Below are 21,864 nucleotides of genomic sequence, written 5' to 3'. Positions count from 1 at the left end.
CTGACGGTTTCACAGCGCCGACCAATCGGCTAAACAGAGCCGGAGCGGGGTGAGGATGGTTCGCGCAGTTTTCCGCTCCATCCCGCTCCAACCTATTAGAACCGGTCACGCGGTCGATTCGACCAGATTTCATCGTGACCGGGTCGCATGCCGAATATGGGAACGCATGGTGTCGCTGAAAAAAGGTCTGTTCGTAACATTCGAAGGCGGGGAAGGCGCCGGCAAGTCGACGCAGCTCCGTCTTCTCGCCGAATCGCTGCGCGCGCGCGGCTACGAAGTACTGACGACACGGGAGCCCGGCGGTTCAGCCGGCGCTGAAGCGGTGCGCCACGTGCTGCTTTCCGGCGCCGCAGAGGCTTTCGGGGTGCGGATGGAGGCGATCCTCTTTGCCGCCGCCCGCAGCGATCATGTCGAAGAGGTCATTCGGCCGGCGCTCGATCAGGGCACCATCGTGCTCTGCGACCGCTTCATGGATTCCTCGCGCGTCTATCAGGGCATTACCGGAAACCTGGAGCAGAGCTTCGTCGAGAGCCTCGAGCGTGTGGCGATCAACGGCGTGGTGCCCGATCGGACCGTGATCTTCGATCTGCCGGCCAGTGTCGGCCTCGAGCGGGCGCAACGCCGCGCCGGCGATGACAATCCCGATCGTTTTGAGAAGGAACAACTGGAGACGCACGAGAAACGGCGGGATGCCTTTCTCGATATCGCCAGGCGCGATTCCGAGCGATGCCGCGTCGTGGATGCAACACAGCCTGTCGAGGCCATAGCCGCCGAGGTACTTTCGCTCGTCGAGACCCTCCTGCCGCATGGCGATGGCACCGATACGTCGGCCGAGGAAGTGGTGTCATGAGCGAACGAGCCGGCGTCCTGGATGGCGCCATCGCGCCCGCCGAGAACAATCGGCTCTTCGGCCACGAGCAGGCCGAAGCATTCCTCGCGCAGAGCTATCGTTCTGGCAAGGGACATCACGCGATCCTGATCGAAGGGCCGGAGGGGATCGGCAAGGCGACGCTTGCCTTCCGCCTTGCGCATCACATCCTGAAACATCCCGAGCCCGCGGAAGCGCCTGAAACGATTTCCGATCCCGATCCGGCTTCCGCCATCGGGCGCCAGCTTGCCTCGGGCGCCTCGCACAATCTGTTGCACCTGACGCGCCCGATCGATGAGAAAACGGGCCGGGCGAAGGGCGCGATCACGGTCGACGAGGTCAGGCGGGCCGGCAAATTCTTCAGCCAGACGTCCGGTACCGGCAATTGGCGCATCGTCATTATCGACCCGGCTGATGATCTCAACCGCAATGCGGCCAATGCCATCCTGAAGATCCTCGAGGAGCCGCCGCGCCGCTCGCTCTTCCTGGTGCTGACGCATGCGCCCGGAAAGCTGCTGCCAACGATCCGCTCGCGCTGCCTGCCGTTGCGGCTGAAGCCGCTTGACGCGGCACCGCTAAGCCAGGCTCTGGCGCATCTCGGTTTCGATCTTGAGGGCGAGAATGCCGAGCGCATCATTGCGGCCGCCAATGGCAGCGTCGCCGAAGCGCTGAAGCTCATCAATTATGGCGGACTGGAGATCGCCGCGACATTCGAAGGGATCCTCGCAGGGCAGGGCCCGGCGGTGCGCAAGGACATGCACAAGCTGGCAGACGTGCTGTCTGGCAAGGACAGCGAAACGATCTTCGAATTCTTCCAGGCGCTCGCGAGCGACCGCATCATGCGCGACGCGCGGGAGGCTGCGATTGCGGGAGACATCATGCGCGCCGAGCGCTTCGCGCGGCTTTCTGCCTCCGTGACCGAGCGCTTGACGGTCAGCGACGCCTACAATCTCGATCGCAAGCAGACCATCCTGTCGCTGCTCGACGACATGAAGGCGGCGCTATAGCGCCGCCTGGAAGCGCCACTTGCGCTCGATCGCGGCGCTGAGGTCGAGCTTGTGGTGGTGGGCAAACAGCAGCACATGCCCGAGCAGATCGGCGGTCTCGTCGGCCATCAGCGCCGTGAGTTCGTCCGTCGATACGCCGTGGCGCCGGCCGCGCCCACTGAGCTTGTTCCAGACCTGCGTCAGCTCCCCCAATTCCTCCTGCATCTTCAGGATGAACCAATCGGGATCACGTTCGATGCCGTGCGCGCCGGCATAGCCGGCGGATGCAGTTTCAAATTGGCTGCCAAGTCGTTCCAGCATGATTCGTCCTTCAGCTTGTTTCTGTTTTGTTCTAGTTAGCGCGTGCTGAGCGCGCAAGGCTGGGAGYAGCGACGACGACCGCTCGGCCCGGGCTTTTCACGGATCGCATGTTTCTTCCTTGCGGCGTATGCGCTAAGAGCGTGCGTAGCTTAATCCGAGATAGATCGAATCCGCCTATGAGAGACACGTCCCCCTTTTACATCACCACCGCGATCTCCTATCCGAACGGCAAGCCGCACATCGGCCACGCCTACGAATTGATCGCGACGGATGCCATGGCGCGCTACCAGCGCCTCGACGGACGTGACGTGTTTTTCCTGACCGGAACGGACGAGCACGGCCAGAAGATGCAGCAGACCGCGCGCAAGGAAGGCGTGACGCCGCAGGAGCTCGCCGACCGCAACTCGGCGGAATTCCAGAAAATGGCCGTGGTTCTGAACGCCTCCAACGACGACTTCATCCGGACGACCGAGCAGCGCCATCACCAGGCTTCGCAAGACATCTGGACTCGCATGGGCGAGGCGGGCGACCTCTACAAGGACTCCTATGCCGGCTGGTATTCGGTGCGCGATGAAGCCTACTACCAGGAGAACGAGACGGAGCTGCGCGATGACGGCGTGCGCTACGGGCCGCAGGGAACGCCGGTCGAGTGGGTCGAGGAGCAGAGCTACTTCTTCAAGTTGTCCGAATACCAGGACAAGCTGCTGAAGCACTACGAGGAAAACCCTGACTTCATCGGCCCGGCGGAACGCCGCAACGAAGTGATCTCCTTCGTGAAGTCCGGCCTCAAGGACCTCTCGGTTTCGCGCACCACCTTTGACTGGGGCATCAAGGTCCCGAACGACCCGTCGCATGTCATGTATGTCTGGGTCGACGCGCTGACGAACTACATCACCGCCACCGGTTATCTCGACGATCCAAAGGGTCCCCGTGCCAAATTCTGGCCGGCGAACATCCATGTGATCGGCAAGGACATCATCCGCTTCCACGCCGTCTACTGGCCGGCGTTCCTAATGTCGGCCGGCCTGCCGCTGCCGAAGCGCGTCTTCGCTCATGGCTTCCTGCTCAACAAGGGCGAGAAGATGTCTAAGTCGCTTGGCAACGTCGTCGACCCGTTCAATCTCGTCGAGCATTTCGGCCTCGACCAGATCCGCTACTTCTTCCTGCGCGAAGTCTCCTTCGGCCAGGATGGCAGCTACAGCGAGGAGGGGATCGCAACCCGCATCAACTCCGACCTCGCCAACGGCATCGGCAACCTGGCGAGCCGCTCGCTGTCGATGATCGTTAAGAACTGCGACGGCCAGGTTCCGGTCTGCGGTCCGCTGACCGACGAGGACAAGGCGATGCTGGCCGCCGCTGACGCGCTGCATGAAATCACCCGCGATGAGATGGGCAAGCAGATGATCCACCGGGCGCTGGCGGCAATCATTGCCGTCGTTTCCGAGACGGATCGCTATTTCGCCGGCCAGGAGCCCTGGGCGCTGAAAAAGACCGATCCGGCCCGCATGGGCACCGTGCTTTACGTCACGGCGGAAGTCGTGCGCCAGATCGCCATCCTGCTGCAGCCCTTCATGCCGGAATCTTCAGCAAAGCTGCTCGACCTAGTGGCAGCACCTGCCGACAAGCGCGACTTCGCAGCTCTCGGCGAGGCGGGGCGTCTGGTCTCGGGCACACCGCTCGAAGCGCCGAAGCCGGTGTTCCCGCGCTATGTGGCACCGGAAGCGCAGTAGGGCATTTGAGCATGCTGATCGATACCCACTGCCATCTGGACTTCCCCGATTTCGAAGCGGAGCGTGACGCCATCGTCGCGCGGGCGCACGAGGCGGGTGTCGAGCAGATGATCACGATCTCGACCCGTGTGAAGCGGTTCGAGGCGATCCTCGCGATCGCTGAAGCCTATCCGAACGTCTTCTGTTCCGTTGGCACCCATCCGCACAATGCGGACGAGGAACTGGACATCACGACGGAGGATCTCGTTCGGCTTTCGGCGCATCCAAAGGTGGTGGCGATCGGCGAGGCGGGTCTCGATTACTTCTATGATAACGCGCCGCGTGACGCGCAAATAGAGGGCCTGCGCCGTCATATCGCCGCTGCACGCGAGACGGGACTGCCGCTCGTCATTCACAGCCGCTCGGCCGACGAGGACATGGCAGCGATCCTGACCGAGGAAACCGGGAAGGGGGCCTTCCCTTTCCTTCTGCATTGTTTCTCGTCCGGTCCTGACCTCGCCCGCGTAGGCGTGGAGCTCGGCGGCTACGTCTCGTTTTCGGGCATCCTGACCTTCCCGAAATCCGAAGAGCTGCGCGAAATCGCCAAGACCGTGCCGTATGATCGGATGATCGTCGAGACCGACGCGCCTTATCTCGCGCCGAAGCCGTTCCGTGGCAAGCGCAACGAGCCGGCTTACGTTGCCCATACGGCCGCCGTGCTTGCCGAAACGATCGGCGTAAGCGCGGCGGAAATCGCAACGATCACCACGGAAAATGCCTTCCGCATCTTCTCCAAGATGCCGAGGCTCTGACGTGGCGTTCCGGCGCACCTTCACCATTCTTGGCTGCGGGTCGTCGCCTGGCGTTCCGCGGATCACCGGTGACTGGGGCGCCTGCAATCCTGAAAACCCGAAGAACCGGCGCATGCGCGCGGCTTTGCTTGTCGAGCAAATCGCGCCCGATGGCGGCAAGACGAGCGTCGTCATCGACACCGGGCCGGATTTTCGTGCGCAGATGGTCGCAACGAACGTGCGCCATATTGATGCAGTGCTCTATACCCATTCGCATGCCGACCATCTGCATGGCATCGACGATCTGCGGGGTTACGTCATCGAAAACCGCAGGCGGGTGCCGATCTGGGCCGATGCCTATACGATGGGCCGCATTCGCGAAKGGTTTGGCTATTGCCTGGAGTCACCGCCCGGCAGCGGCTATCCGCCGATCGTCGAGCCGCGGATTATTCCCGACGATCTGTCGCCCGTGGTGATATCGGGCGCCGGCGGGCCGATCGCGTTCCGGCCGCTGATGCAGTTTCACGGCAACATCCATTCTCTCGGGTTCCGCGTCGGCGATTTCGCCTATTGCAGCGACGTCAGCGATTTTCCGGCGGAGACCGTCGCCAAGCTCGGCGGCCTCGATCTGCTCGTGATCGACACGCTGCAGTACAAGTTCCACCCGAGCCATCTGTCGCTGGTACAATCGCTCGGCTGGATCACCAGGCTGCAGCCGAAGCGGGCGGTGCTCACGCACATGCACGTGCCGCTGGACTACGACATGGTCCAGAGCGAAACGCCCGAGCATATCGAGCCGGCCTATGACATGATGCGGCTCGAATTCGATATCGACGATCCGGCGTCCGCTGACGCATAATTTAGATTAAAATACCGATCTAATATGCTGATTTATTTGGAAAAATATGGCGCGAGATTGGCCCGGATGCGGTCCAGAACCGTAACACCGGAAAGATCCGGAGCGAAGCGCTGGCCGGTGATCTTCTCGAAGGCTTCGATATAGACAGCCGACGTCTGTTCGATGAGATCAACAGGAATTTCCGGGATCGGGTCCTTGTAGGGATCGCAGCGCGCGGTGACCCAGGCGCGGACAAAATCCTTGTCGAAGCTTTTCGGGCGTTCGCCGCGCTCGAAGCTCTCTTGATAGCTGTCGGCGATCCAGTAGCGGCTGCTGTCGGGCGTATGGATCTCGTCGGCAAGAATGATCGTGCCGTTTTCGTCGGTTCCGAACTCGTACTTGGTGTCGACGAGGATCAGGCCGCGCTCGGCGGCGCGCTGCTGGCCGCGGGCAAACAGAGCGAGCGCATACTGCCAGACGGTATCGAGCTGTTCCTTCGTCAGCAGACCTTGCTCGAGGATCGCTTCAGCCGAAAGCGGCTCGTCGTGGCCGCCGTCGAAAGCCTTGCTGGTGGGCGTGATGATCGCCTGGGGCAGCTTCTCATTGTCGCGCATGCCGTCCGGCAAGGTAATGCCGTACATCTCGCGCTCGCCGTTGCGGTACTTCGTCAGGATCGAGGTGCTGGTGGTTCCGGCGAGATAACCGCGAACGACGACCTCGACCGGCAGGATGTCGAGCCGCTTGCCGATGACGACATTCGGATCCGGATAGCTGACCACATGGTTCGGGCAGATGTCGGCCGTTTCCTCGAACCAGTAGCGTGCCGTCTGGGTCAGTACATGACCCTTGTTCGGGATCGATGTCAGGATGACGTCGAAGGCGCTGAGGCGGTCGGTGGCGATGATGATGCGATTGCCGTCGGGCAGGTCGTAGTTTTCACGAACTTTGCCTTTATAGCGGCTTGGCAGTTCCGGAATGAAAGCATCTGTAAGAACGCGCAATTCGCTCATCGCATCTGGCCTTGAAATGGTGTTCGGTGCCGGAACGCTAAGCAGGCTGGAAAGGCCGGGTCAAGCTCGGCAACGCAGGGATTGGCCGCAATCCATGTTTTCCGGCAGATGAGATAGTTCCATAATCTATCTTATGTGATCTTTATGCGTAGCCGGGTACATTCTATTTCCAAGTGCGACATGCCAATGATTTCAATGGCTTCCCCTTGGAGATTTTGGAATGTCCCGACGCTATTCGCAGCTGAATCTGGCCGATCGACGCCGGCTCTTCCATTTTGTCGAACGCAAACTACCGATCAAAGAAATGGCGCGCGAACTCGGGCGTCCACGATCGCGAGCTGCTCAACTGTAGCGGATACTTCCCGGCGGTTGCTGACGACATCCGCAAAGAGCGGCGGCAGCGTTTTGGGGAAGTTGGTGTGGCACCCGCACAATTGCAGCGCTGCACCCTCTTCACCTTCCAGGCGTACCGAGATCCATTATAAGATCCGCATCAATCGAACCCAGAGCAGGACGACACCAACCGATAGTGCTACCAGTGCCGAAATTTCCCAAAAACCGTATGCACCTACGCCGAAGGGCAACCAGCTTACGTTCATCCCCCACATTCCGGCGATTAGCGTCGCTGGCATGAAGACGGCGGAAAAGATCGTCAGGATGTAGAGATTGCGGCTTGCTGCTTCCTCGACTTGGGCGCGCTGTTCATCGAGAATGGACTGGCATCGATCGGCAAAGTCGCGAATGTCTTCGATCAGGGCATTGTACCGGTCGATTTCACGTCGAAGTTCGCGATAGTCCCCAGGCTCCGAAATGGGGGGGCATTCGCGCAAAAGCTCCAGCATAGCGGTTCGTTTGTATGCCATGTCTCGTGCTATATTCATCGCGTGCACGCGCGTTTGCAGGAGCTGTTGGCGCATGCGCGGCAGGTCATGGCGCTGCTCGAAGCTGCGTTGGCTTCTCAGCATCCTGGACCCCAGCTGACCGACATTCTCGGAGGCCTCGTCCAGAGCCTGCTCGCCAAGCAAGTTGAGCGAAATAAAGAACTCCGTGAGCAGGGAGATTGGAGAGCCAACTTTTGCCGCGCCGGCGACTATACGCTCCCGCAGGCGCTCCACTGTCGTCAATGGCTCCACACCACCAGTGACTACGAGCCCTGGGATGATCAGCAGGCTCAGCGCTGCGGACTGCCGCCCACTGCCCTCATCTGCCGTCGGAACGCGCAAGTCACGCAACTGACCGTATATCAGCGTGTCGAGCGTGAAAACCCGGCCACGCGGAATCGGGCGGGAAACAGCCTCCCGAACGTCTGAGGGGATCGCGAGCCGCAGCAACCAATCGACCATCGACGGGTCGGAAAGGTCGAGATGGACCCAGAGGAAAGTGTCGTCCTGCTCAGAAGCGGGAGTTTCTGCGGGATCGGGAAGGTAGTGCTCTTGTACCACTGCTCCCGCCTGTGAAAAGCGAAAGCCGAAGAGCGGACGCACCTTGGCGTCAGTTTGCCCGCCATTTTTCGGTGACTCGTTTGGCACGGTCAAAGCAGCGCGGCGGTAGCACGACGCCTGCCACAAAGGAGGCAATCAATGTTCCCGCCAATGGAGAGCCCTACGTAAGAGCACGCACGATCGTGTTCCATTGTACTTGGTCGCCAGAAGACTAAACCGAGCATTGAGACTAGCAGCCAGTGCGTACATCGTCCAGAACGGCGCGCCGTGTAAGCCGCTCAAAATAGGCTCGTTGCGGCCTGGGACGACGCGATCCGAGGTTGCGCGGCTCGACGAAACCAACTCCTGAAAGGATATCTCATGCCGATCAAGAAGGATGGCAGCGGAAAGCGCTGGGTCGAAATGGAACTGGTTGTGCCCGGTTCGCCCGAGCAGGTCTGGCAGGCTATGGCGACGGGCGGCGGCAACAGCGCCTGGTTCACCAAAACGGAGATCGACGAACAGGTCGGAGGCAAGATATCCTTCGACTTCGGTCCGAATGGAGCCTCGACCGGCGAGGTAACGCACTGGGAGCCGCCTGCCCGCTTTGCCTATGTCGAGCGCGGCTGGAGCGAAGGCGCGCCGCCCGTTGCGACCGAAATCACCGTCACGGCCCGCTCCGGCGATCGCTGCCTGCTGCGCATGGTGCATTCGCTCTTCACGGACAGCGACGACTGGGATGATCAACTGGAAGGCTTCGAAGGCGGCTGGCCGGCCTTCTTCGAGGTGCTGCGGATTTATCTTGCGCATTTTGCCGGCGAGAAAGCCGCGAGCTTCTTCGTCATGGCGTCGACGCCGGAGCCTGAAGCGAAGGTCTGGAGTGGCCTAACCGAAACGCTGGGGCTTGCCGCGGCGAATATCGTTGAGGAGCGCACGGCCCCGCCTCATCCCGAGCGCCTTTCCGGTATCGTCGAGCGCGTGCAGCAGGACGCCAAGCAACGCTATCTGCTGTTGCGCCTGAAGGAGCCGGGCTCGGGCATCGCGCTGATCGGAACCTATTCGAGCGGCGACGGAGCCAACGCCAGCATGGCGCTCTATCTCTATGGCGATGATGCCAAGGCGCGTGCGGCGACGAGTGAGCCCAAATGGCGCGACTGGTTTGAAGAAACGTTCAGGTAAGTCCTGCGCCCCCAAGGCCGGTCAGTCCTCCAACCCGCTGCCCATTCTAGCGGGTTGGTATACGGTCCATGTGCCCTGCCCGGGCGAATTTTTCCGAAATCACTAACTTATGATATTTAAATCTGGATATTCATTCTTGCGTTTAAGGCATTTCGTTTATTGAACTATTCGGGCATCTCTCAGGGCTAAGTCTCGTATATGCGCCGACTCTCCCATTTCCAACACGCGTGACCGTCCTATGCTCTTCAGCTCTGACTGCGGAGATCGGCGATGTTCAGGACCCTTGCTATTGCCCTCGGTCTGGCGGCTCAACTGGCGGGCACGAGCGCTTCGCGCGCGGAAGAACCTGTCGATACGGCACGCGCCATCATTGAGGAGCAGATTGCGGCCTTTCTGCATGACGATGCAGAGACCGCCTATTCTTTCGCCTCACCTGAGATCCGGGGAAAGTTCCCCGACAAGACCGCCTTTTTCGACATGGTCAAGCGCGGCTACCGGCCGGTTTATCGGCCCGGCAATTTCGCTTTCGGCCGGTCGAAAGTCGTGGGTGACCAGGTGATCCAGGAAGTGCTGATCTCAGCCCCTGATGGCAAGGACTGGACCGCGCTCTATCAGCTCGTGAAGCAGCCGGACGGCAGCTACAAGATCAATGCCGTGATGATGCTTCAGTCGGCGCCGGGGCCGGAGATCTGAGCACTACCGCGTCTCAGACCGGCGGAAGGTCCCCTCGCCGCCAGGTTTCCTGCGTCTCGCCCATGAAGTCGGCGAAGCGACCTTCGTCGATTGCCAGGCGGATGCCTGCCATCAGCTCCTGGTAGTAGGCCAGGTTGTTCCAGCTCAAGAGCATGCCGCCGAGCGATTCGTTCGAGCGGATCAGGTGATGCAGGTAGGCACGCGAATAGTCGCGCGTCGCCGGGCACGAGGACTGCTCATCGAGCGGGCGCATGTCCTCGGCGTGGCGCGCATTGCGCAGGTTGATGCGGCCGTGGCGCGTGAAGGCAAGGCCGTGGCGGCCCGAGCGGGTCGGCATCACGCAGTCGAACATGTCGATGCCCTCGGCCACGGACCGCAGGATATCGTCAGGCGTGCCGACGCCCATGAGATAGCGCGGCTTGTCCACCGGCATGATCGGGCAGGTAATGTCGAGCATGCGCAGCATCACCTCCTGCGGTTCGCCGACGGCGAGACCGCCAACGGCATAGCCCTTGAGGTCCAGGCCTTTCAGCGCTTCGGCCGAACGTTCGCGCAGCTTCGGAATGTCGCCGCCCTGGACGATGCCGAACATCGCCTTGCCCGGCTGATCGCCGAAGGCGACCTTGCAGCGCTCAGCCCAGCGCAGCGACATCTCCATCGCGCGCTCGATTTCCTTCGGTTCGGCCGGCAGCGCCACGCATTCGTCGAGCTGCATCTGGATATCGCTGTCGAGCAACCCTTGAATTTCGATCGAGCGTTCCGGCGACATGTGGAAGAGCGCGCCGTCGACATGGCTCTTGAAGGTGACGCCCTGCTCGTCGAGCTTGCGAAGGCCGGCGAGCGACATGACCTGGAAACCGCCGCTATCGGTTAGGATCGGTCCCTGCCAGCGGATGAGGCCGTGCAGACCGCCGAGCCGCGCGACGCGTTCTGCGCCGGGCCGCAACATCAGGTGATAGGTATTGCCCAGAATGATGTCGGCGCCGAGGTCCTTCACCTGGTCGAGATACATCGCCTTGACCGTGCCGACCGTGCCGACCGGCATGAAGGCGGGCGTGCGGATCGTGCCGCGCGGCATGGAAACCTCGCCACGACGGGCCTTACCATCGGTCTTGTGCAGTTTGAACTGGAAGGTCTCGGTCATCTAGTCTTTCCGGAAAAGCAGGCTGGCGTCGCCATAGGAATAGAAGCGGTAGCCGGTTTCGATCGCATGCGTATAAGCCGCGCGCATCGTTTCGAGGCCAGAGAAGGCCGAAACCAGCATGAACAGCGTCGATTTCGGCAGATGGAAATTGGTCATCAGCATGTCGACGGCGCGGAAGCGATAGCCGGGCGTGATGAAGATGCCGGTTGGCCCGGACCACGGCTTGACGGTGCCGTCTTCCAAGGTTGCGCTTTCGATCAGCCGCAGCGAAGTCGTGCCGACGCAGACAATGCGGCCGCCCCTCGCCTTGACGGCGTTCAGCCGCTCGGCCGTGCGGGCGTCGACGTGGCCGATCTCCTGGTGCATCACGTGGTCGTCGGTGTCATCAGCCTTGACCGGCAGGAACGTGCCCGCTCCCACATGCAGCGTCACGAAGTGCCGCTCGATGCCAGCCTCGTCGAGCTTGGCGAAAAGCCGGTCGGTAAAGTGCAGACCAGCGGTTGGGGCCGCAACGGCGCCCTCCTCCCGGGCATACATCGTCTGGTAGTCGGCGCGGTCCTGTGCGTCCTCGGCGCGCTTCGAGGCGATGTAAGGCGGCAGGGGAATATGGCCGACGGCCATGATTGCTTCGTCGAGCGACGGACCCGAGAGGTCGAAACGCAGCGTCACCTCGCCGGCATCGCCCTTTTCTTCCACCGTCGCGTCGAGCGTTCCAAGAAGGCAGCTCGTGCCACCATGGCCGAAGGCGATGCGGTCACCAATCTTGAGGCGCCGTGCCGGGCGGGCAAAGGCCTTCCAGCAATCGGGTGCCGTGCGCATGTGCAGCGTCAGCGAAACGGGCGTGGTGATCTCCTCGCCCCGGCGGCGAATGCCTTCGAGCTGTGCAGGGATCACCTTGGTGTCGTTGAATACCAGCGCGTCGCCTGCCTTAAGGAAAGACGGCAGATCGAGCACGCCCTGGTCGGACAGAACGTCTGTGCCGTCAGGGCGAACGACGAGCATGCGGGCGCTGTCGCGCGGGCTTGCGGGCCGAAGCGCAATCGAGGTTTCCGGAAGGTCGAAGTCGAACAGGTCTACGCGCATTGTTTTCTTCAGACAAAAGCAAACCCGCCCCGGCGCTGTTGGCGACCGGGGCGGGTTTGTGCATTAGCGCAAATCAGGCGTCGGCGGCAACCCGCATGGAGACGATGGTGTCGGGATCGCGCACCGGTTCGCCGCGCTTGATCTTGTCGACATTGTCCATGCCTTCGATGACCTGGCCCCAAACGGAGTACTGCTTGTTGAGCCACGGAGCATCGGTAAAGCAGATGAAGAACTGCGAGTTTGCCGAGTTCGGCATCTGGCTGCGGGCCATCGAGCAGGTGCCGCGAATGTGGCTGACGTTCGAGAATTCAGCCTTCAGATCCGGCTTGGAGGAACCGCCCATGCCGGCGCGCGCCGGGTTGAAGTGTTCGCCGCCCGTCTTGCCGTACTGAACGTCGCCGGTCTGCGCCATGAAGTCCTCGATCACGCGGTGGAACACCACGCCGTCATAGGCACCTTCGCGAGCCAGTTCCTTGATGCGGGCGACATGACCCGGAGCGACGTCAGGCAGAAGCTCGATAACGATCTTGCCCTTGGTAGTCTCCATGATGATCGTGTTTTCCGGATCTTTGATCTCGGCCATGGGTTTTCTCCTTCTGTTTGACTTTACTTGCCGACCTTGACGCTGATCATGCGGTCGGGATCGGTAACGGAGCCGTTGTTGGCGTCGTCGCCGAGCTTGATCTTGTCGACGTTCTCCATACCGGAAACGACCTTGCCGACGACCGTGTACTGGCCGTTCAGGAAGTCGCCGGGTGCGAACATGATGAAGAACTGCGAATTGGCGCTGTTCGGATCCTGCGAGCGGGCCATGCCGACCGTGCCGCGTTCGAACGGCACGTCGGAGAATTCGGCCGGCAGGTCAGGCCGCGACGAACCGCCGGTACCGGCAGCCTGCGGCTGGTAGCCGTTTTCCATATCGCCATACTGCACGTCGCCGGTCTGGGCCATGAAGCCCTTGATCACGCGGTGGAAGGCGACGTTGTCATACTCGCCGGCGGCCGCAAGCGCCTTGATCTGCTCGACATGCTTCGGGGCAATGTCGGGACGCAGTTCAACGACGACCGGCCCATCCTTGAGCGTGATCGTGAGAAAATTGTCGGCCGACTGTGCGATTGCCGTTCCCGTCCAGGAGGCAAGCGCAAGGGCGCCGGCAAAAGCGAGGTGGAGGATTTTCATGGTTTCTCCCTGCGTGGTGTAAAGGGTGCCGCGCTTCAAGCGCGGCGTTTGGCCTGCAGTGCTTGGTAAACTGCCGCGGGCACGAAGGCGCTGACGTCACCGCCCATGGCCGCGATCTGGCGGACCAATGTGGCCGTAATGGGCCGCGATGCCGTGCCTGCGGGCAGGAATAGCGTCTGGATGTCGGGGGCCATCTGCCGGTTCATTCCGGCCATCTGCATTTCGTAATCGAGGTCCGTGCCGTCGCGAAGTCCGCGCACCAGCAGTTTCGCGCCACGCTCGCGTGCCGCGTCGACAACCAGATTGTCAAAGGCGACGACGTCGATGTCACTGGCCCTGTCGGGCAGAAACTCTTGAAGCGACTGACGGATGAGACTTGCACGCTCTTCGAAGGAGAAAAGCGGCGCCTTCCCGGGATGGATACCGATTGCGACGATAACCTTCGCCGCCACGTTCAGCGCCTGCACGAGCACGTCGAGATGCCCGTTCGTCATCGGATCGAAGGAGCCGGGATAAAATGCCGTGGTCATCGCACCTGTTTCCGTTTGGTGATGCCTTTTGTCATGGACGGCGACGGATCGCAAGAGTTGTGCCGAGAGCCAGAGGCTGTTCCCTGGGAAACAGCGGGGCAGAAAGAATGAATGCTAGATGAATGCCATGTTCAACGGTGCTTCACACGCAAAACGTTAGTGTAGCGCAGTAAACAACGGAACTTTTTCGAACGTACTGCCGTTTAGGACGCGAAAGGATTACGGCTATGGGACTTGCTCTGTTTTCGATGGCGATGTTTTTCGCGATGCTCTTTGCGACGATATATGGACTTCGCGACGAGTCCCGTGACCGGCGCGATAAGTTCGCGACCCAGAAGATCTTCCATTGATGGAGGGCGTCATGGCCACCCTGTTCATGATCGCGGCAGCGGTTATCAGTTTCGTTTTCTTGATCGATTTCGCCCGAACGATACGCGACCTCCAGCGCGATCGCCAGGGTCAGGAGCGGCTTGACGGTTTCAACGTCTAGCAGTTCCAAGGCTTCGTGAATGAAGCTTGGTGAAAAGCGGCCGTCGTTCCCTTCCCCTGAGGCGACCGCCATTGCAAGCCGGACGGCATCCCCTGCCCGTCCGGCTTTTTCTTTGCCTCCGCTCAGTGGGCCGCCTTGGCGGCAGCCTTTGCCAACATGGCGTTGAGCATACGGAAGAAGCGCCAATTCAACAGCACGGCCGCAGCGGCTAGCCCAAGCACGAAGCCGAACCAGACACCGATCCCGCCGAAGTTGAACAGGAAGGCGAAGGCCCAGGCGCACACGAAGCCGATCGGCCAATAGGAGATCAATGCCAGCAGCATCGGCACCTTGGTGTCCTTCAGCCCGCGCAGCATGCCGGCAGCGATCGCCTGCATGCCGTCGACGAGTTGGAAAGCGCCGGCAATGACGATGAGAGGCGCGGCAAAAGCAAGAACCGCGGCGGCGTCCGGCCGCTCGGTGTCGAGATAGAGCGCGGCGAGCTGGCTCGGTAAAAGCGCATAGATCGCGCTGCCGACGATGGCAAAGCCGGCGCCGAGCACGAGCGACGCAATCGCCGCCCGGCGCACGCCCAGGAGATCGCCGCGCCCATAGGAAAGACCTACGCGCACGGTTGCGGCTTGGGCGAGACCGAGCGGGATCATGAAAGCGATAGAGGCGAACTGCAGGGCGATGCCATGGGCCGCAAGCTCGACCGTGCCAATGGTCCCCATCAGCAGCGACGCGACCGTGAAGAGGCTGACCTCCGCAAGGATTGTCAGCGAGATCGGAATGCCGAGAAAGACGACTTCGCGGAACGCCACCCAGTCGGGGCGCCAGAAGCGCACGAACAATTCGTACTGGTTGAGCTCCGGCTTGCTTTTGATGTAGGCGATCGTCAGTGCCGCTCCGAGCACGGCAACGCCGAGGGCGGCGACGGCTGCGCCGAAAATGCCGAGTTTCGGAAAGCCGAAATGACCGAAAATCAGGACGTAGCAAAGCAGGGCGTTGAGCACGAGGGTTGCCAGCGTCACGTATAGAATGATGCCTGCCCTCTCCAGCCCGCTCAGGAAGGCGCGGAGCACCATGAAGATGAGACCGGGAAAGATCGCCCACTGCGCAATGCGGATGTACTCGCCTGCGAGTGCTGCGACCTTCGGCTGTTGCCCGGCAAAAAGCAGGATCGGCTCGGCCATCCAGAGCACCGGCGCCGTCAGGACGCCGTAAAGCAGAACCACCCACATGCCCATGCGCACGGAACGGCGCACCGAGACCTTGTCGCCTCGCCCGACGGCTTGGGCCGCCATAGGCACCACGGCGTTGGCAAAACCGTTCCCGAAGACATAGACCGTGAAATACATCTGCGTCGCGAGGATGATGGCTGCGAGCTCGGTCGCGCCGAGCTTGCCAACCATCAGCACGTCCGTCGTGTTGATGGCGAGTTGGGCGAGCTGGGCACCGATGAACGGGACGCCAAGATAGAAACTCGCGCGATAATGCGTCCGCCAGGAATTGTCGGTCGTCAAAGACGTAGGGTTCGCATTTGCGGTCAGCATGGCAGATTCCTGGCAATCGATGCGGCCTCTGGCCGCAACTAAAGATCGGAGGGAGGAAAACCGGAGATAGAATACCGCCGGGCAAAGAGCCAGCAGCAAGGGCGAAGGTGCTCAAACTTTCATCGATAGATCACGAAAATTGATCAATTTCCGTGCACTCGCGAGCGCTCGACCGCCTCGGCTGCTTCCCGCGCAGCAATCGCGACCGGCCCGGCAGCCTCCATGCCTTGCGGTCCGACCGCCCTGTTTCTCGGGATCTTCATGAGGAAGACGATGAGCGCGCCGACGAGGAAGCAGCTCGCCAGCGCGTAGGGGGCGCCGGCGAAGGCGACGGGAGCGCTGGGGCTGGTGAAGTAGCCGAAGGCCTGGGTGAAGATCAGCGGGCCGATGATGGTGGTGATGCTGCCGATGCTGGTCAGCGCCCCCTGGAGTTCGCCCTGTGCCGAAGGCGGCACATGGGCGGCTGCGATGCTGCGCAGCGGCGGATCGGCGAGGCTTTCGAGCGCGGTTGCGATGATCACGGCATAGATCATCCATCCCTGCCAGGCGCCGGCATAGCCAATGGCGCCGAGCGTCGTGAAGGCCAGGCCGAGTGCCGCTGTTCGCCACTCGCCGAGCCGTGGCACGATGCGCGGCAGAATAACGGCCATGACGAACGCGCCACCGATGCCGAAGATGCCCAGTGACAGCCCGATCTGCCCCTCGCTCCAGCCATAACGGTAGTTGGATACGAACGACCAGACCGACGGATAGACGGAGTGGGCGAGCCAGAAGAGAAAGAAGACGAGCCCCACCCAGCCGATACCCGGATAGTTGCGCATCTGCTTGAGGGCGCCAAGCGGATTGGCGCGTTTCCATTCGAAACGACGGCGGTGGGCACGGTCCAGCGTTTCCGGCAGCAGAAACACGCCGAGAATGAAGTTGACGAAGGATAGTGCCGCAGCACCGTAAAACGGCACCCGCGGGCCGAGTTCGCCGAGCAGGCCGCCAAGCACCGGGCCGAGCGCGAAGCCGGTGCCGAATGCGATGCCAATCAGCCCAAAATTCTTGGCGCGGTTTCCGTCATGGCTGATGTCGGCGATGTAGGCCGAGGCCGTGCCGAAGCTCGCACCGCTGATGCCGGCGAGGACACGGCCAATGAACAGCATCCAATAGCTGGTGGCGAGCGCGCAGATGAGATTGTCGAGTGCGAAGGTGAAGACGGACGCAAGCAGTACCGGCCGCCGTCCGAAGCGGTCGCTGAGGTTGCCGATCAGCGGGGCGAAGAGAAACTGCATCGCCGCATAGACGAGCAGCAGCCAGCCCCCATCGATCGCCGCCTCACTGACGCCGGAGCCGGTCAATTCCTCGAGATAGGTCGGCAGCACCGGGACGATGATCGCGATGCCGATGATATCCAGGAACAGGATGAGGAAGACGAGGAACAGGCCACGTCGCACAAACTTCTCGTCGAGCATGCAACCCCTCCCCCGAGCGCCTGCCCCGAAGATGGGGACAGAACGTGAACAACGCGACCAATTTAGGTGTAACGGATCATTTCGACCGAAACAATCCGTGAACAACYCAAATTATCTGATGGGACTATCGCGGTGGTTGATGCGTCGGTTGAAGTGCAGCCGTTTGTCAGCCGTATTTGCGCCGCTGTTCGCGCTGCAGGAAGTCCACAAAGGCGCGCAGCGCCGCCGGCATATGTCTGCGGCTTGCGTAGTAGAGAAACGGTCCGGAAAAGCTCGTCGTCCAGTCGCCGAGGACGGGCACGAGCCGCCCCGCGGCGATTGCGGGGGCGACGAACTCTTCGAAGGTTCTGATGATGCCGAGCCCATCTAGGGCAGCCCCGAGTTCGAGGTCGATCGTATTGGCGGTCACAACCGCCAGCGGTGCGATCGTCAGTGCCGTATCACCCTCGCCGAATTCCCAGGGAAGAGAAATGCCGCTTGAGAAACGGTGGCGAATGCAGGCGTGCTCGAGCAGATCGCGCGGATGCTGCGGCATGCCCCGCCTGGCGAGGTAGTCCGGCGCAGCGGCGGTGACATAGCGTTGGCGGCGCGGCCCGATCGGTATGGCGATCATATCGCGTTCGACCCGTTCCTCGTAGCGCACACCAGCATCGAAACCGGCCGCCAGAACGTCGACAAACCCGTCTTCGGCTGTCACTTCCAGGGCGATTGCCGGATGCTCGCTGAGGAAGCGGCCGACAATCGGTGGTAATATCTCCCGGGCGACGATGGTCGGAACATTCAGTTTCAGCGTTCCCGCCGGACTGTCGCGCATCTCGTTCACCTGGTCGAGCGCGCCGGCAATTTCGCCGAGCGCCGGCGTCAGCCGATCGAGGAGCCGCATGCCCGCCTCCGTCAGCGTCACGCTGCGGGTTGTGCGGTTGAGCAGGCGCACTTGTAGCTTGGCTTCAAGCCGCCGCAGCGCCTCGCTGAGCGCGGACGCAGAAACGCCGCGTGTCTTGGCTGCTGCGCGGAAGCTGCGTGCGGCGGCGACGGCGGTAAAGGCATCGAGATCGGCAAGTGGAAGGTCGTTCATTGTGCGAAATTTCGTACAAGGCGTTCGGTTGATATCGGATTATCGCACGACGCAGAGCGAAGTAAACAAGAGACCGAGCAAACGGCCGGCAGATTTCGGCCTTGTCGAAGGAGAACGAGAATGGATTACGTTTCACTCGGAAAGACCGGCCCCTCGGTCTCGGCGCTCGGCCTCGGCTGCATGGGCATGTCCGGCATGTACGGCCCGGCCGACCGTGCCGAAAGCATCGCCACCATCCACGCCGCGCTGGAGGCTGGCATCACGCTGCTCGACACCGGCGATTTCTACGGCATGGGTCACAACGAGATGCTAATCGGCGAAGCGCTGAAGGGCGGAAAGCGCGAGAAGGCCCTGATAAGTGTCAAGTTCGGCGCCTTGCGTGACGCCGCCGGCAACTGGTCCGGCTATGATTCCCGCCCGAAGGCCATTCGCAACTTTCTCGCCTATTCGCTGCAACGCCTTGGCGTCGATCATATCGATATCTACCGCCCTTCGCGGCTCGATCCGGATGTGCCGATCGAGGACACGATCGGCGCGATCGCCGACATGGTGAAGGCTGGCTATGTCAAGCATATCGGCCTCTCCGAAGTCGGTGCCGAGACCATTCGTCGTGCGGCTGCCGTCCATCCGATCTCGGATCTGCAGATCGAATACTCGCTGATTTCGCGCGGGATCGAGCACGAGATCCTGCCCGCCTGCCGACAACTCGGCATCGGCGTCACGGCCTATGGTGTTCTCTCACGTGGCCTGATCAGTGGCCATTGGGAGAAGGGCGCCGCCGGCAAGGGCGATTTCCGCGCCATGAGCCCGCGTTTCCAGGAGGGCAATATCGACAAGAACCTCGCCCTCGTGGAAGCGCTGAGGCAGACCGCTGAAAAGAAGGGTGTTTCAGTGGCGCAGATCGCGATCGCCTGGGTGGCCGCCCAGGGCAAGGACATTGTGCCGTTGATCGGGGCACGCCGCCGCGACCGCCTGGCGGAAGCCCTTGCCTCGCGCGACGTCCATCTCAATGCCGGCGATCTCGCGGCGATCGAACTGGCGGTTCCGAAAAACGCCGCCGCGGGCGCCCGCTATCCCGAGGCGCAGCTCGCCCATATGGACAGCGAACGTTGAGGCAACAAAAGAAAGGGCCGGCAATCGTGCCGGCCCTGACGGTTTCTTGGCTTGGTGCAATCAGACGCCGCCGGAGAACGTATCGCAGGCCGACATCTTGCCGCTGTCAAAGCCGCGCTTGAACCAGCGCATCCGCTGTTCGGAAGTGCCGTGGTTGAAGCTCTCCGGCACCACGTAGCCCTGCATGCGCTTCTGCAGAGTGTCGTCGCCGATCTGGGTTGCGGCGTTCAGCGCCTCTTCGAGGTCGCCTTGCTCGAGCAGGCCCTTCTGCTCCGTGTATTTGCCCCAGACGCCGGCGAAGCAATCGGCCTGCAGCTCGACGCGGACGGACATCTGGTTGGCCTCGGTCTCGCTCATCGACTGGCGCATCTGGTTGAACTTCGGCAAGACGCCGATCAGGTTCTGAACGTGGTGACCGACCTCATGCGCGACGACATATGCCTGGGCGAAATCGCCTGAGGCATCGAACTTCTGGGCGAGCTCGTCGAAGAAGCTCATGTCGAGATAGACCTTGTGGTCTCCCGGGCAATAGAACGGCCCGGAGGCGGCAGAAGCGAAGCCGCAGGCCGAGCGCACCTGGCCGCGGAAGAGCACCATCTTGGGCTCCTCATACTGCTTGCCGTTCGCCTGGAAAATGCCGTTCCAGGTATCCTCGGTCTCCGCGAGCACCGTCGCCATGAATTGCTTCATTTCCTCTTCCTGGGCAGAGCCGCGCGGTGCCGGCGAGCCGTCGCTCTGCTCGAAGCCAGGCTGCTGTACCTGACCGCCGCCGCCTTCCAGCACCTGCAGCATGTCGATGCCCATGGCCTTGAGGATGAAGTAGAGGATGACGAGGAAGATGATCGTGCCAAAGCTCATGCCGCCGCCGGCGCGCCGCATGCCGCCTCCGCCGCCCGGCATGCGGAAACCACCGCCACGGCCGAACGGATTGCCGCCGAGTCCCCCATCCGGGCTCGAGCCGCGCTGGTCTTCGATATTCTCGGATTGGCGGCGGCCTTTCCACTCCATGATCTGTCCTCCGGCGCTGTGCAAACAGGCATTGTCGGTCCGTCATTTATAAGACGGGCCTAAGGTCGTTGTAAAACGCAATTGCCACCCGTAAGTTCGCGATCTCGCCAATCTTTTTTGCTGTACCTGCAAGGCGCGCCGCTTCGGACACCGGCAGTGAAATGCGCGCCGGCCGAAGATGGCGCCGCTTGCCTTGACGCCATATCGCTTTGCCGCTCCTATGCCATGGCGGACAGGAGCGAGGAGGAGCGTTCATGAAGGCGTTGCGGCTTGAAGGAATCGGCCGGCTAGGCGTGGTCGAAGTCGAAAAGCCCCTGCCCGGTCCACAGGACCTGCTCGTCCGGGTCGAAGCCTGTGGCATCTGCGGCACCGACCGGCATCTGCTGCATGGCGAATTTCCCTCGAAGCCGCCGGTCACCCTTGGTCATGAATTCTGCGGCATCGTCGAAGCCATAGGAAGTGAAGTCTCGGATATAGCAATCGGCGCGCGTATTACCGGTGACCCCAACATTGCCTGTGGCGCTTGCCCCCAGTGCAGCACAGGACGTGTCAACCTTTGCCGCAATCTGCGGGCAATTGGCATCCACAGTGATGGCGGCTTCGCCGACTATGTTCTTGTGCCGCGCAAGCAGGCTTTCGAACTGCCGCGGGCCCTCGATCCGGTTCGCGGCGCCTTCTGCGAGCCGCTGGCCTGCTGCCTGCATGGCGTGGACATGTCAGGCATTCGCGCAGGCTCCTCCGTCATCGTTCTGGGTGGCGGAGTGATCGGCCTGCTGGTGGTGCAGCTCGCCAGGCTCGCGGGCGCCACCACGGTGATCCTGTCGACCCGACAGGCGGTGAAGCGTCGCCTCGCCGAAGAGCTCGGTGCGACCGCGACCGTCGATCCCTCCTCGGCCGATATCGTCGAATTCGTCACTGGCGATTCCGGGCTCGTTCCCGGTGGGGTCGATGTCGTCATCGAATGCGCCGGTGTGGCCGAAACCGTCAGGCAGGCGACACGCCTCGCAAAGGCGGGCGGTACGGTTGTCATCCTTGGCGTCATGCCGCAGGGCGAGACCGTGGAGATCGAGCCCTTCGATATTCTCTTCCGTGAACTGCGCGTGCTCGGGTCCTTCATCAACCCGTTCGTGCATCGGCGCGCCGCCGAGCTGGTGGCCTCCGGAGCCATCGAGATCGACAAGCTGATCTCCCGGCGCGTGACGCTCGATGAGGCCGCGGGCATCATCGCGCATCCGCCGGCAGCGGGCGAAGTGAAGGTTCTGGTGATCCCCGGTGGCACCTGATGCTTTGACGTTGTTTCGGTGCCGCTTCGCAAGCGACAAAGCAGAGCGCGCGCAAATATCCCCGCTTCTTGTCGATTCCGGAATTTTCGGGGTTTCGCTTGCAGATACATTTGCCTATAAGCCGCTTCTAGCCTGAAAAGACCCATCAATG

General features: G+C 61.8%; 22 protein-coding genes and 1 pseudogene. 11 read left to right on the top strand and 12 right to left on the bottom strand.

The features are described 5' to 3' along the window. Positions 1 to 166: 166 nt before the first annotated feature. Positions 167 to 850: a dTMP kinase gene (gene tmk, locus AB4Z53_RS14785; RefSeq protein WP_291154132.1), complete on the top strand. Its 684-nt coding sequence runs from the start codon at positions 167 to 169 to the stop codon at positions 848 to 850. Beyond that, positions 847 to 1,875 (top strand): DNA polymerase III subunit delta', encoded by a 1,029-nt coding sequence (locus tag AB4Z53_RS14780; RefSeq protein ID WP_441596444.1) that lies wholly within the window; start codon positions 847 to 849, stop codon positions 1,873 to 1,875. Before tmk ends, AB4Z53_RS14780 begins: the two co-directional genes overlap by 4 nt. Here the strand turns inward: AB4Z53_RS14780 and AB4Z53_RS14775 are convergent. After that, positions 1,870 to 2,175 carry a pyrophosphatase gene (locus AB4Z53_RS14775; RefSeq protein ID WP_441596443.1) on the bottom strand — a complete coding sequence of 102 codons (306 nt, stop codon included), beginning with the start codon at positions 2,173 to 2,175 and terminating at the stop codon, positions 1,870 to 1,872. The genes AB4Z53_RS14780 and AB4Z53_RS14775 overlap by 6 nt on opposite strands. A gap of 176 nt (positions 2,176 to 2,351) precedes the next feature. Between AB4Z53_RS14775 and metG the strand changes: the two genes are divergently transcribed. Genes metG through AB4Z53_RS14760 form a run of 3 tightly spaced genes read left to right on the top strand, consistent with a single transcriptional unit; the run spans position 2,352 to position 5,534 of the window. Further along, positions 2,352 to 3,905 (top strand): methionine--tRNA ligase, encoded by a 1,554-nt coding sequence (gene metG, locus AB4Z53_RS14770; RefSeq protein ID WP_113537236.1) that lies wholly within the window; start codon positions 2,352 to 2,354, stop codon positions 3,903 to 3,905. A gap of 11 nt (positions 3,906 to 3,916) precedes the next feature. Then, positions 3,917 to 4,696 carry a TatD family hydrolase gene (locus AB4Z53_RS14765; RefSeq protein ID WP_441596442.1) on the top strand — a complete coding sequence of 260 codons (780 nt, stop codon included), beginning with the start codon at positions 3,917 to 3,919 and terminating at the stop codon, positions 4,694 to 4,696. 1 nt (position 4,697) lies between these two features. Next, entirely contained in the window at positions 4,698 to 5,534 is an 837-nt protein-coding gene (locus AB4Z53_RS14760; protein ID WP_441596441.1) for an MBL fold metallo-hydrolase, read from the top strand. A gap of 32 nt (positions 5,535 to 5,566) precedes the next feature. Here the strand turns inward: AB4Z53_RS14760 and AB4Z53_RS14755 are convergent, their stop codons facing one another. Further along, entirely contained in the window at positions 5,567 to 6,523 is a 957-nt protein-coding gene (locus tag AB4Z53_RS14755) for a phosphoribosylaminoimidazolesuccinocarboxamide synthase (RefSeq protein ID WP_441596440.1), read from the bottom strand. A 220-nt stretch (positions 6,524 to 6,743) separates the two neighbouring features. Here AB4Z53_RS14755 and AB4Z53_RS14750 point away from each other — a divergent pair. Then, positions 6,744 to 6,952 (top strand): annotated as a pseudogene (locus tag AB4Z53_RS14750) (IS30 family transposase); the annotation flags it as partial. A 50-nt stretch (positions 6,953 to 7,002) separates the two neighbouring features. Here the strand turns inward: AB4Z53_RS14750 and AB4Z53_RS14745 are convergent. Then, positions 7,003 to 8,100, bottom strand: coding sequence for a CorA family divalent cation transporter (locus AB4Z53_RS14745; protein WP_441596439.1), 1,098 nt, complete (start codon positions 8,098 to 8,100; stop codon positions 7,003 to 7,005). Positions 8,101 to 8,325: 225 nt separating this feature from the next. On the opposite strand from AB4Z53_RS14745, the gene AB4Z53_RS14740 reads away from it, so the two are divergent. Then, positions 8,326 to 9,123 (top strand): SRPBCC family protein, encoded by a 798-nt coding sequence (locus AB4Z53_RS14740; protein WP_441596438.1) that lies wholly within the window; start codon positions 8,326 to 8,328, stop codon positions 9,121 to 9,123. Between the two features lie 270 nt (positions 9,124 to 9,393). Continuing rightward, positions 9,394 to 9,816, top strand: coding sequence for a DUF4864 domain-containing protein (locus tag AB4Z53_RS14735; RefSeq protein WP_113538812.1), 423 nt, complete (start codon positions 9,394 to 9,396; stop codon positions 9,814 to 9,816). A gap of 13 nt (positions 9,817 to 9,829) precedes the next feature. Here the strand turns inward: AB4Z53_RS14735 and tgt are convergent, their stop codons facing one another. The 5 genes from tgt to coaD form a co-directional block, all read right to left on the bottom strand. After that, positions 9,830 to 10,960 carry a tRNA guanosine(34) transglycosylase Tgt gene (tgt, locus tag AB4Z53_RS14730; RefSeq protein ID WP_441596437.1) on the bottom strand — a complete coding sequence of 377 codons (1,131 nt, stop codon included), beginning with the start codon at positions 10,958 to 10,960 and terminating at the stop codon, positions 9,830 to 9,832. Beyond that, positions 10,961 to 12,043 carry a tRNA preQ1(34) S-adenosylmethionine ribosyltransferase-isomerase QueA gene (gene queA / locus AB4Z53_RS14725; protein WP_441596436.1) on the bottom strand — a complete coding sequence of 361 codons (1,083 nt, stop codon included), beginning with the start codon at positions 12,041 to 12,043 and terminating at the stop codon, positions 10,961 to 10,963. 73 nt (positions 12,044 to 12,116) lie between these two features. Next, on the bottom strand, positions 12,117 to 12,626 hold the full coding sequence (locus AB4Z53_RS14720) for a peptidylprolyl isomerase (RefSeq protein ID WP_113538809.1): 510 nt from the start codon (positions 12,624 to 12,626) through the stop codon (positions 12,117 to 12,119). Positions 12,627 to 12,649: 23 nt separating this feature from the next. Next, complete coding sequence (locus AB4Z53_RS14715) at positions 12,650 to 13,222, bottom strand: peptidylprolyl isomerase (RefSeq protein ID WP_113538808.1); 573 nt, start codon at positions 13,220 to 13,222, stop codon at positions 12,650 to 12,652. A gap of 35 nt (positions 13,223 to 13,257) precedes the next feature. Beyond that, a complete protein-coding gene (gene coaD, locus AB4Z53_RS14710) occupies positions 13,258 to 13,752 on the bottom strand; it encodes a pantetheine-phosphate adenylyltransferase (protein WP_113538807.1) in 495 nt (164 codons plus the stop codon). A 361-nt stretch (positions 13,753 to 14,113) separates the two neighbouring features. On the opposite strand from coaD, the gene AB4Z53_RS14705 reads away from it, so the two are divergent. Further along, complete coding sequence (locus AB4Z53_RS14705) at positions 14,114 to 14,242, top strand: hypothetical protein (protein WP_441596435.1); 129 nt, start codon at positions 14,114 to 14,116, stop codon at positions 14,240 to 14,242. Between the two features lie 122 nt (positions 14,243 to 14,364). Here AB4Z53_RS14705 and AB4Z53_RS14700 read toward each other — a convergent pair whose 3' ends face one another. The 3 genes from AB4Z53_RS14700 to AB4Z53_RS14690 all read right to left on the bottom strand — a co-directional run bounded on the left by AB4Z53_RS14700 (position 14,365) and on the right by AB4Z53_RS14690 (position 18,309). Further along, positions 14,365 to 15,777: an MATE family efflux transporter gene (locus tag AB4Z53_RS14700; RefSeq protein ID WP_291163248.1), complete on the bottom strand. Its 1,413-nt coding sequence runs from the start codon at positions 15,775 to 15,777 to the stop codon at positions 14,365 to 14,367. A gap of 143 nt (positions 15,778 to 15,920) precedes the next feature. After that, complete coding sequence (locus AB4Z53_RS14695) at positions 15,921 to 17,234, bottom strand: TCR/Tet family MFS transporter (RefSeq protein WP_441596434.1); 1,314 nt, start codon at positions 17,232 to 17,234, stop codon at positions 15,921 to 15,923. 166 nt (positions 17,235 to 17,400) lie between these two features. After that, positions 17,401 to 18,309, bottom strand: a complete 909-nt coding sequence (locus AB4Z53_RS14690; RefSeq protein ID WP_441596433.1) for a LysR substrate-binding domain-containing protein — start codon at positions 18,307 to 18,309, stop codon at positions 17,401 to 17,403. Between the two features lie 120 nt (positions 18,310 to 18,429). Here AB4Z53_RS14690 and AB4Z53_RS14685 point away from each other — a divergent pair, with 120 nt between their 5' ends. Further along, the gene (locus tag AB4Z53_RS14685; protein ID WP_441596432.1) at positions 18,430 to 19,422 is read left to right on the top strand and encodes an aldo/keto reductase; all 993 of its coding nucleotides are present in this window, start codon (positions 18,430 to 18,432) and stop codon (positions 19,420 to 19,422) included. Positions 19,423 to 19,482: 60 nt separating this feature from the next. Here AB4Z53_RS14685 and ypfJ read toward each other — a convergent pair whose 3' ends face one another. After that, entirely contained in the window at positions 19,483 to 20,430 is a 948-nt protein-coding gene (ypfJ, locus tag AB4Z53_RS14680) for a KPN_02809 family neutral zinc metallopeptidase (RefSeq protein ID WP_113538802.1), read from the bottom strand. A 254-nt stretch (positions 20,431 to 20,684) separates the two neighbouring features. On the opposite strand from ypfJ, the gene AB4Z53_RS14675 reads away from it, so the two are divergent. Continuing rightward, on the top strand, positions 20,685 to 21,713 hold the full coding sequence (locus AB4Z53_RS14675; protein ID WP_441596431.1) for a zinc-dependent alcohol dehydrogenase family protein: 1,029 nt from the start codon (positions 20,685 to 20,687) through the stop codon (positions 21,711 to 21,713). Positions 21,714 to 21,864 lie beyond the last annotated feature (151 nt).

The organism is Ensifer sp. 2TAB8 (assembly GCF_052115125.1).
In the GTDB taxonomy this organism is placed as follows: domain Bacteria; phylum Pseudomonadota; class Alphaproteobacteria; order Rhizobiales; family Rhizobiaceae; genus Ensifer.
This window is presented reverse-complemented; position numbering and strand designations above follow the sequence as displayed.

Bases quoted from the DNA above. Each gene is read 5' to 3' on its own strand.
- tmk (WP_291154132.1), top strand. From the start codon at position 167: ATGGTGTCGCTGAAAAAAGGTCTGTTCGTAACATTCGAAGGCGGGGAA.
- AB4Z53_RS14780 (WP_441596444.1), top strand. From the start codon at position 847: ATGAGCGAACGAGCCGGCGTCCTGGATGGCGCCATCGCGCCCGCCGAG.
- AB4Z53_RS14775 (WP_441596443.1), bottom strand. From the start codon at position 2,175: ATGCTGGAACGACTTGGCAGCCAATTTGAAACTGCATCCGCCGGCTAT.
- metG (WP_113537236.1), top strand. From the start codon at position 2,352: ATGAGAGACACGTCCCCCTTTTACATCACCACCGCGATCTCCTATCCG.
- AB4Z53_RS14765 (WP_441596442.1), top strand. From the start codon at position 3,917: ATGCTGATCGATACCCACTGCCATCTGGACTTCCCCGATTTCGAAGCG.
- AB4Z53_RS14755 (WP_441596440.1), bottom strand. From the start codon at position 6,523: ATGAGCGAATTGCGCGTTCTTACAGATGCTTTCATTCCGGAACTGCCA.
- AB4Z53_RS14740 (WP_441596438.1), top strand. From the start codon at position 8,326: ATGCCGATCAAGAAGGATGGCAGCGGAAAGCGCTGGGTCGAAATGGAA.
- AB4Z53_RS14735 (WP_113538812.1), top strand. From the start codon at position 9,394: ATGTTCAGGACCCTTGCTATTGCCCTCGGTCTGGCGGCTCAACTGGCG.
- tgt (WP_441596437.1), bottom strand. From the start codon at position 10,960: ATGACCGAGACCTTCCAGTTCAAACTGCACAAGACCGATGGTAAGGCC.
- queA (WP_441596436.1), bottom strand. From the start codon at position 12,043: ATGCGCGTAGACCTGTTCGACTTCGACCTTCCGGAAACCTCGATTGCG.
- AB4Z53_RS14720 (WP_113538809.1), bottom strand. From the start codon at position 12,626: ATGGCCGAGATCAAAGATCCGGAAAACACGATCATCATGGAGACTACC.
- AB4Z53_RS14715 (WP_113538808.1), bottom strand. From the start codon at position 13,222: ATGAAAATCCTCCACCTCGCTTTTGCCGGCGCCCTTGCGCTTGCCTCC.
- coaD (WP_113538807.1), bottom strand. From the start codon at position 13,752: ATGACCACGGCATTTTATCCCGGCTCCTTCGATCCGATGACGAACGGG.
- AB4Z53_RS14705 (WP_441596435.1), top strand. From the start codon at position 14,114: ATGGCCACCCTGTTCATGATCGCGGCAGCGGTTATCAGTTTCGTTTTC.
- AB4Z53_RS14700 (WP_291163248.1), bottom strand. From the start codon at position 15,777: ATGCTGACCGCAAATGCGAACCCTACGTCTTTGACGACCGACAATTCC.
- AB4Z53_RS14695 (WP_441596434.1), bottom strand. From the start codon at position 17,234: ATGCTCGACGAGAAGTTTGTGCGACGTGGCCTGTTCCTCGTCTTCCTC.
- AB4Z53_RS14690 (WP_441596433.1), bottom strand. From the start codon at position 18,309: ATGAACGACCTTCCACTTGCCGATCTCGATGCCTTTACCGCCGTCGCC.
- AB4Z53_RS14685 (WP_441596432.1), top strand. From the start codon at position 18,430: ATGGATTACGTTTCACTCGGAAAGACCGGCCCCTCGGTCTCGGCGCTC.
- ypfJ (WP_113538802.1), bottom strand. From the start codon at position 20,430: ATGGAGTGGAAAGGCCGCCGCCAATCCGAGAATATCGAAGACCAGCGC.
- AB4Z53_RS14675 (WP_441596431.1), top strand. From the start codon at position 20,685: ATGAAGGCGTTGCGGCTTGAAGGAATCGGCCGGCTAGGCGTGGTCGAA.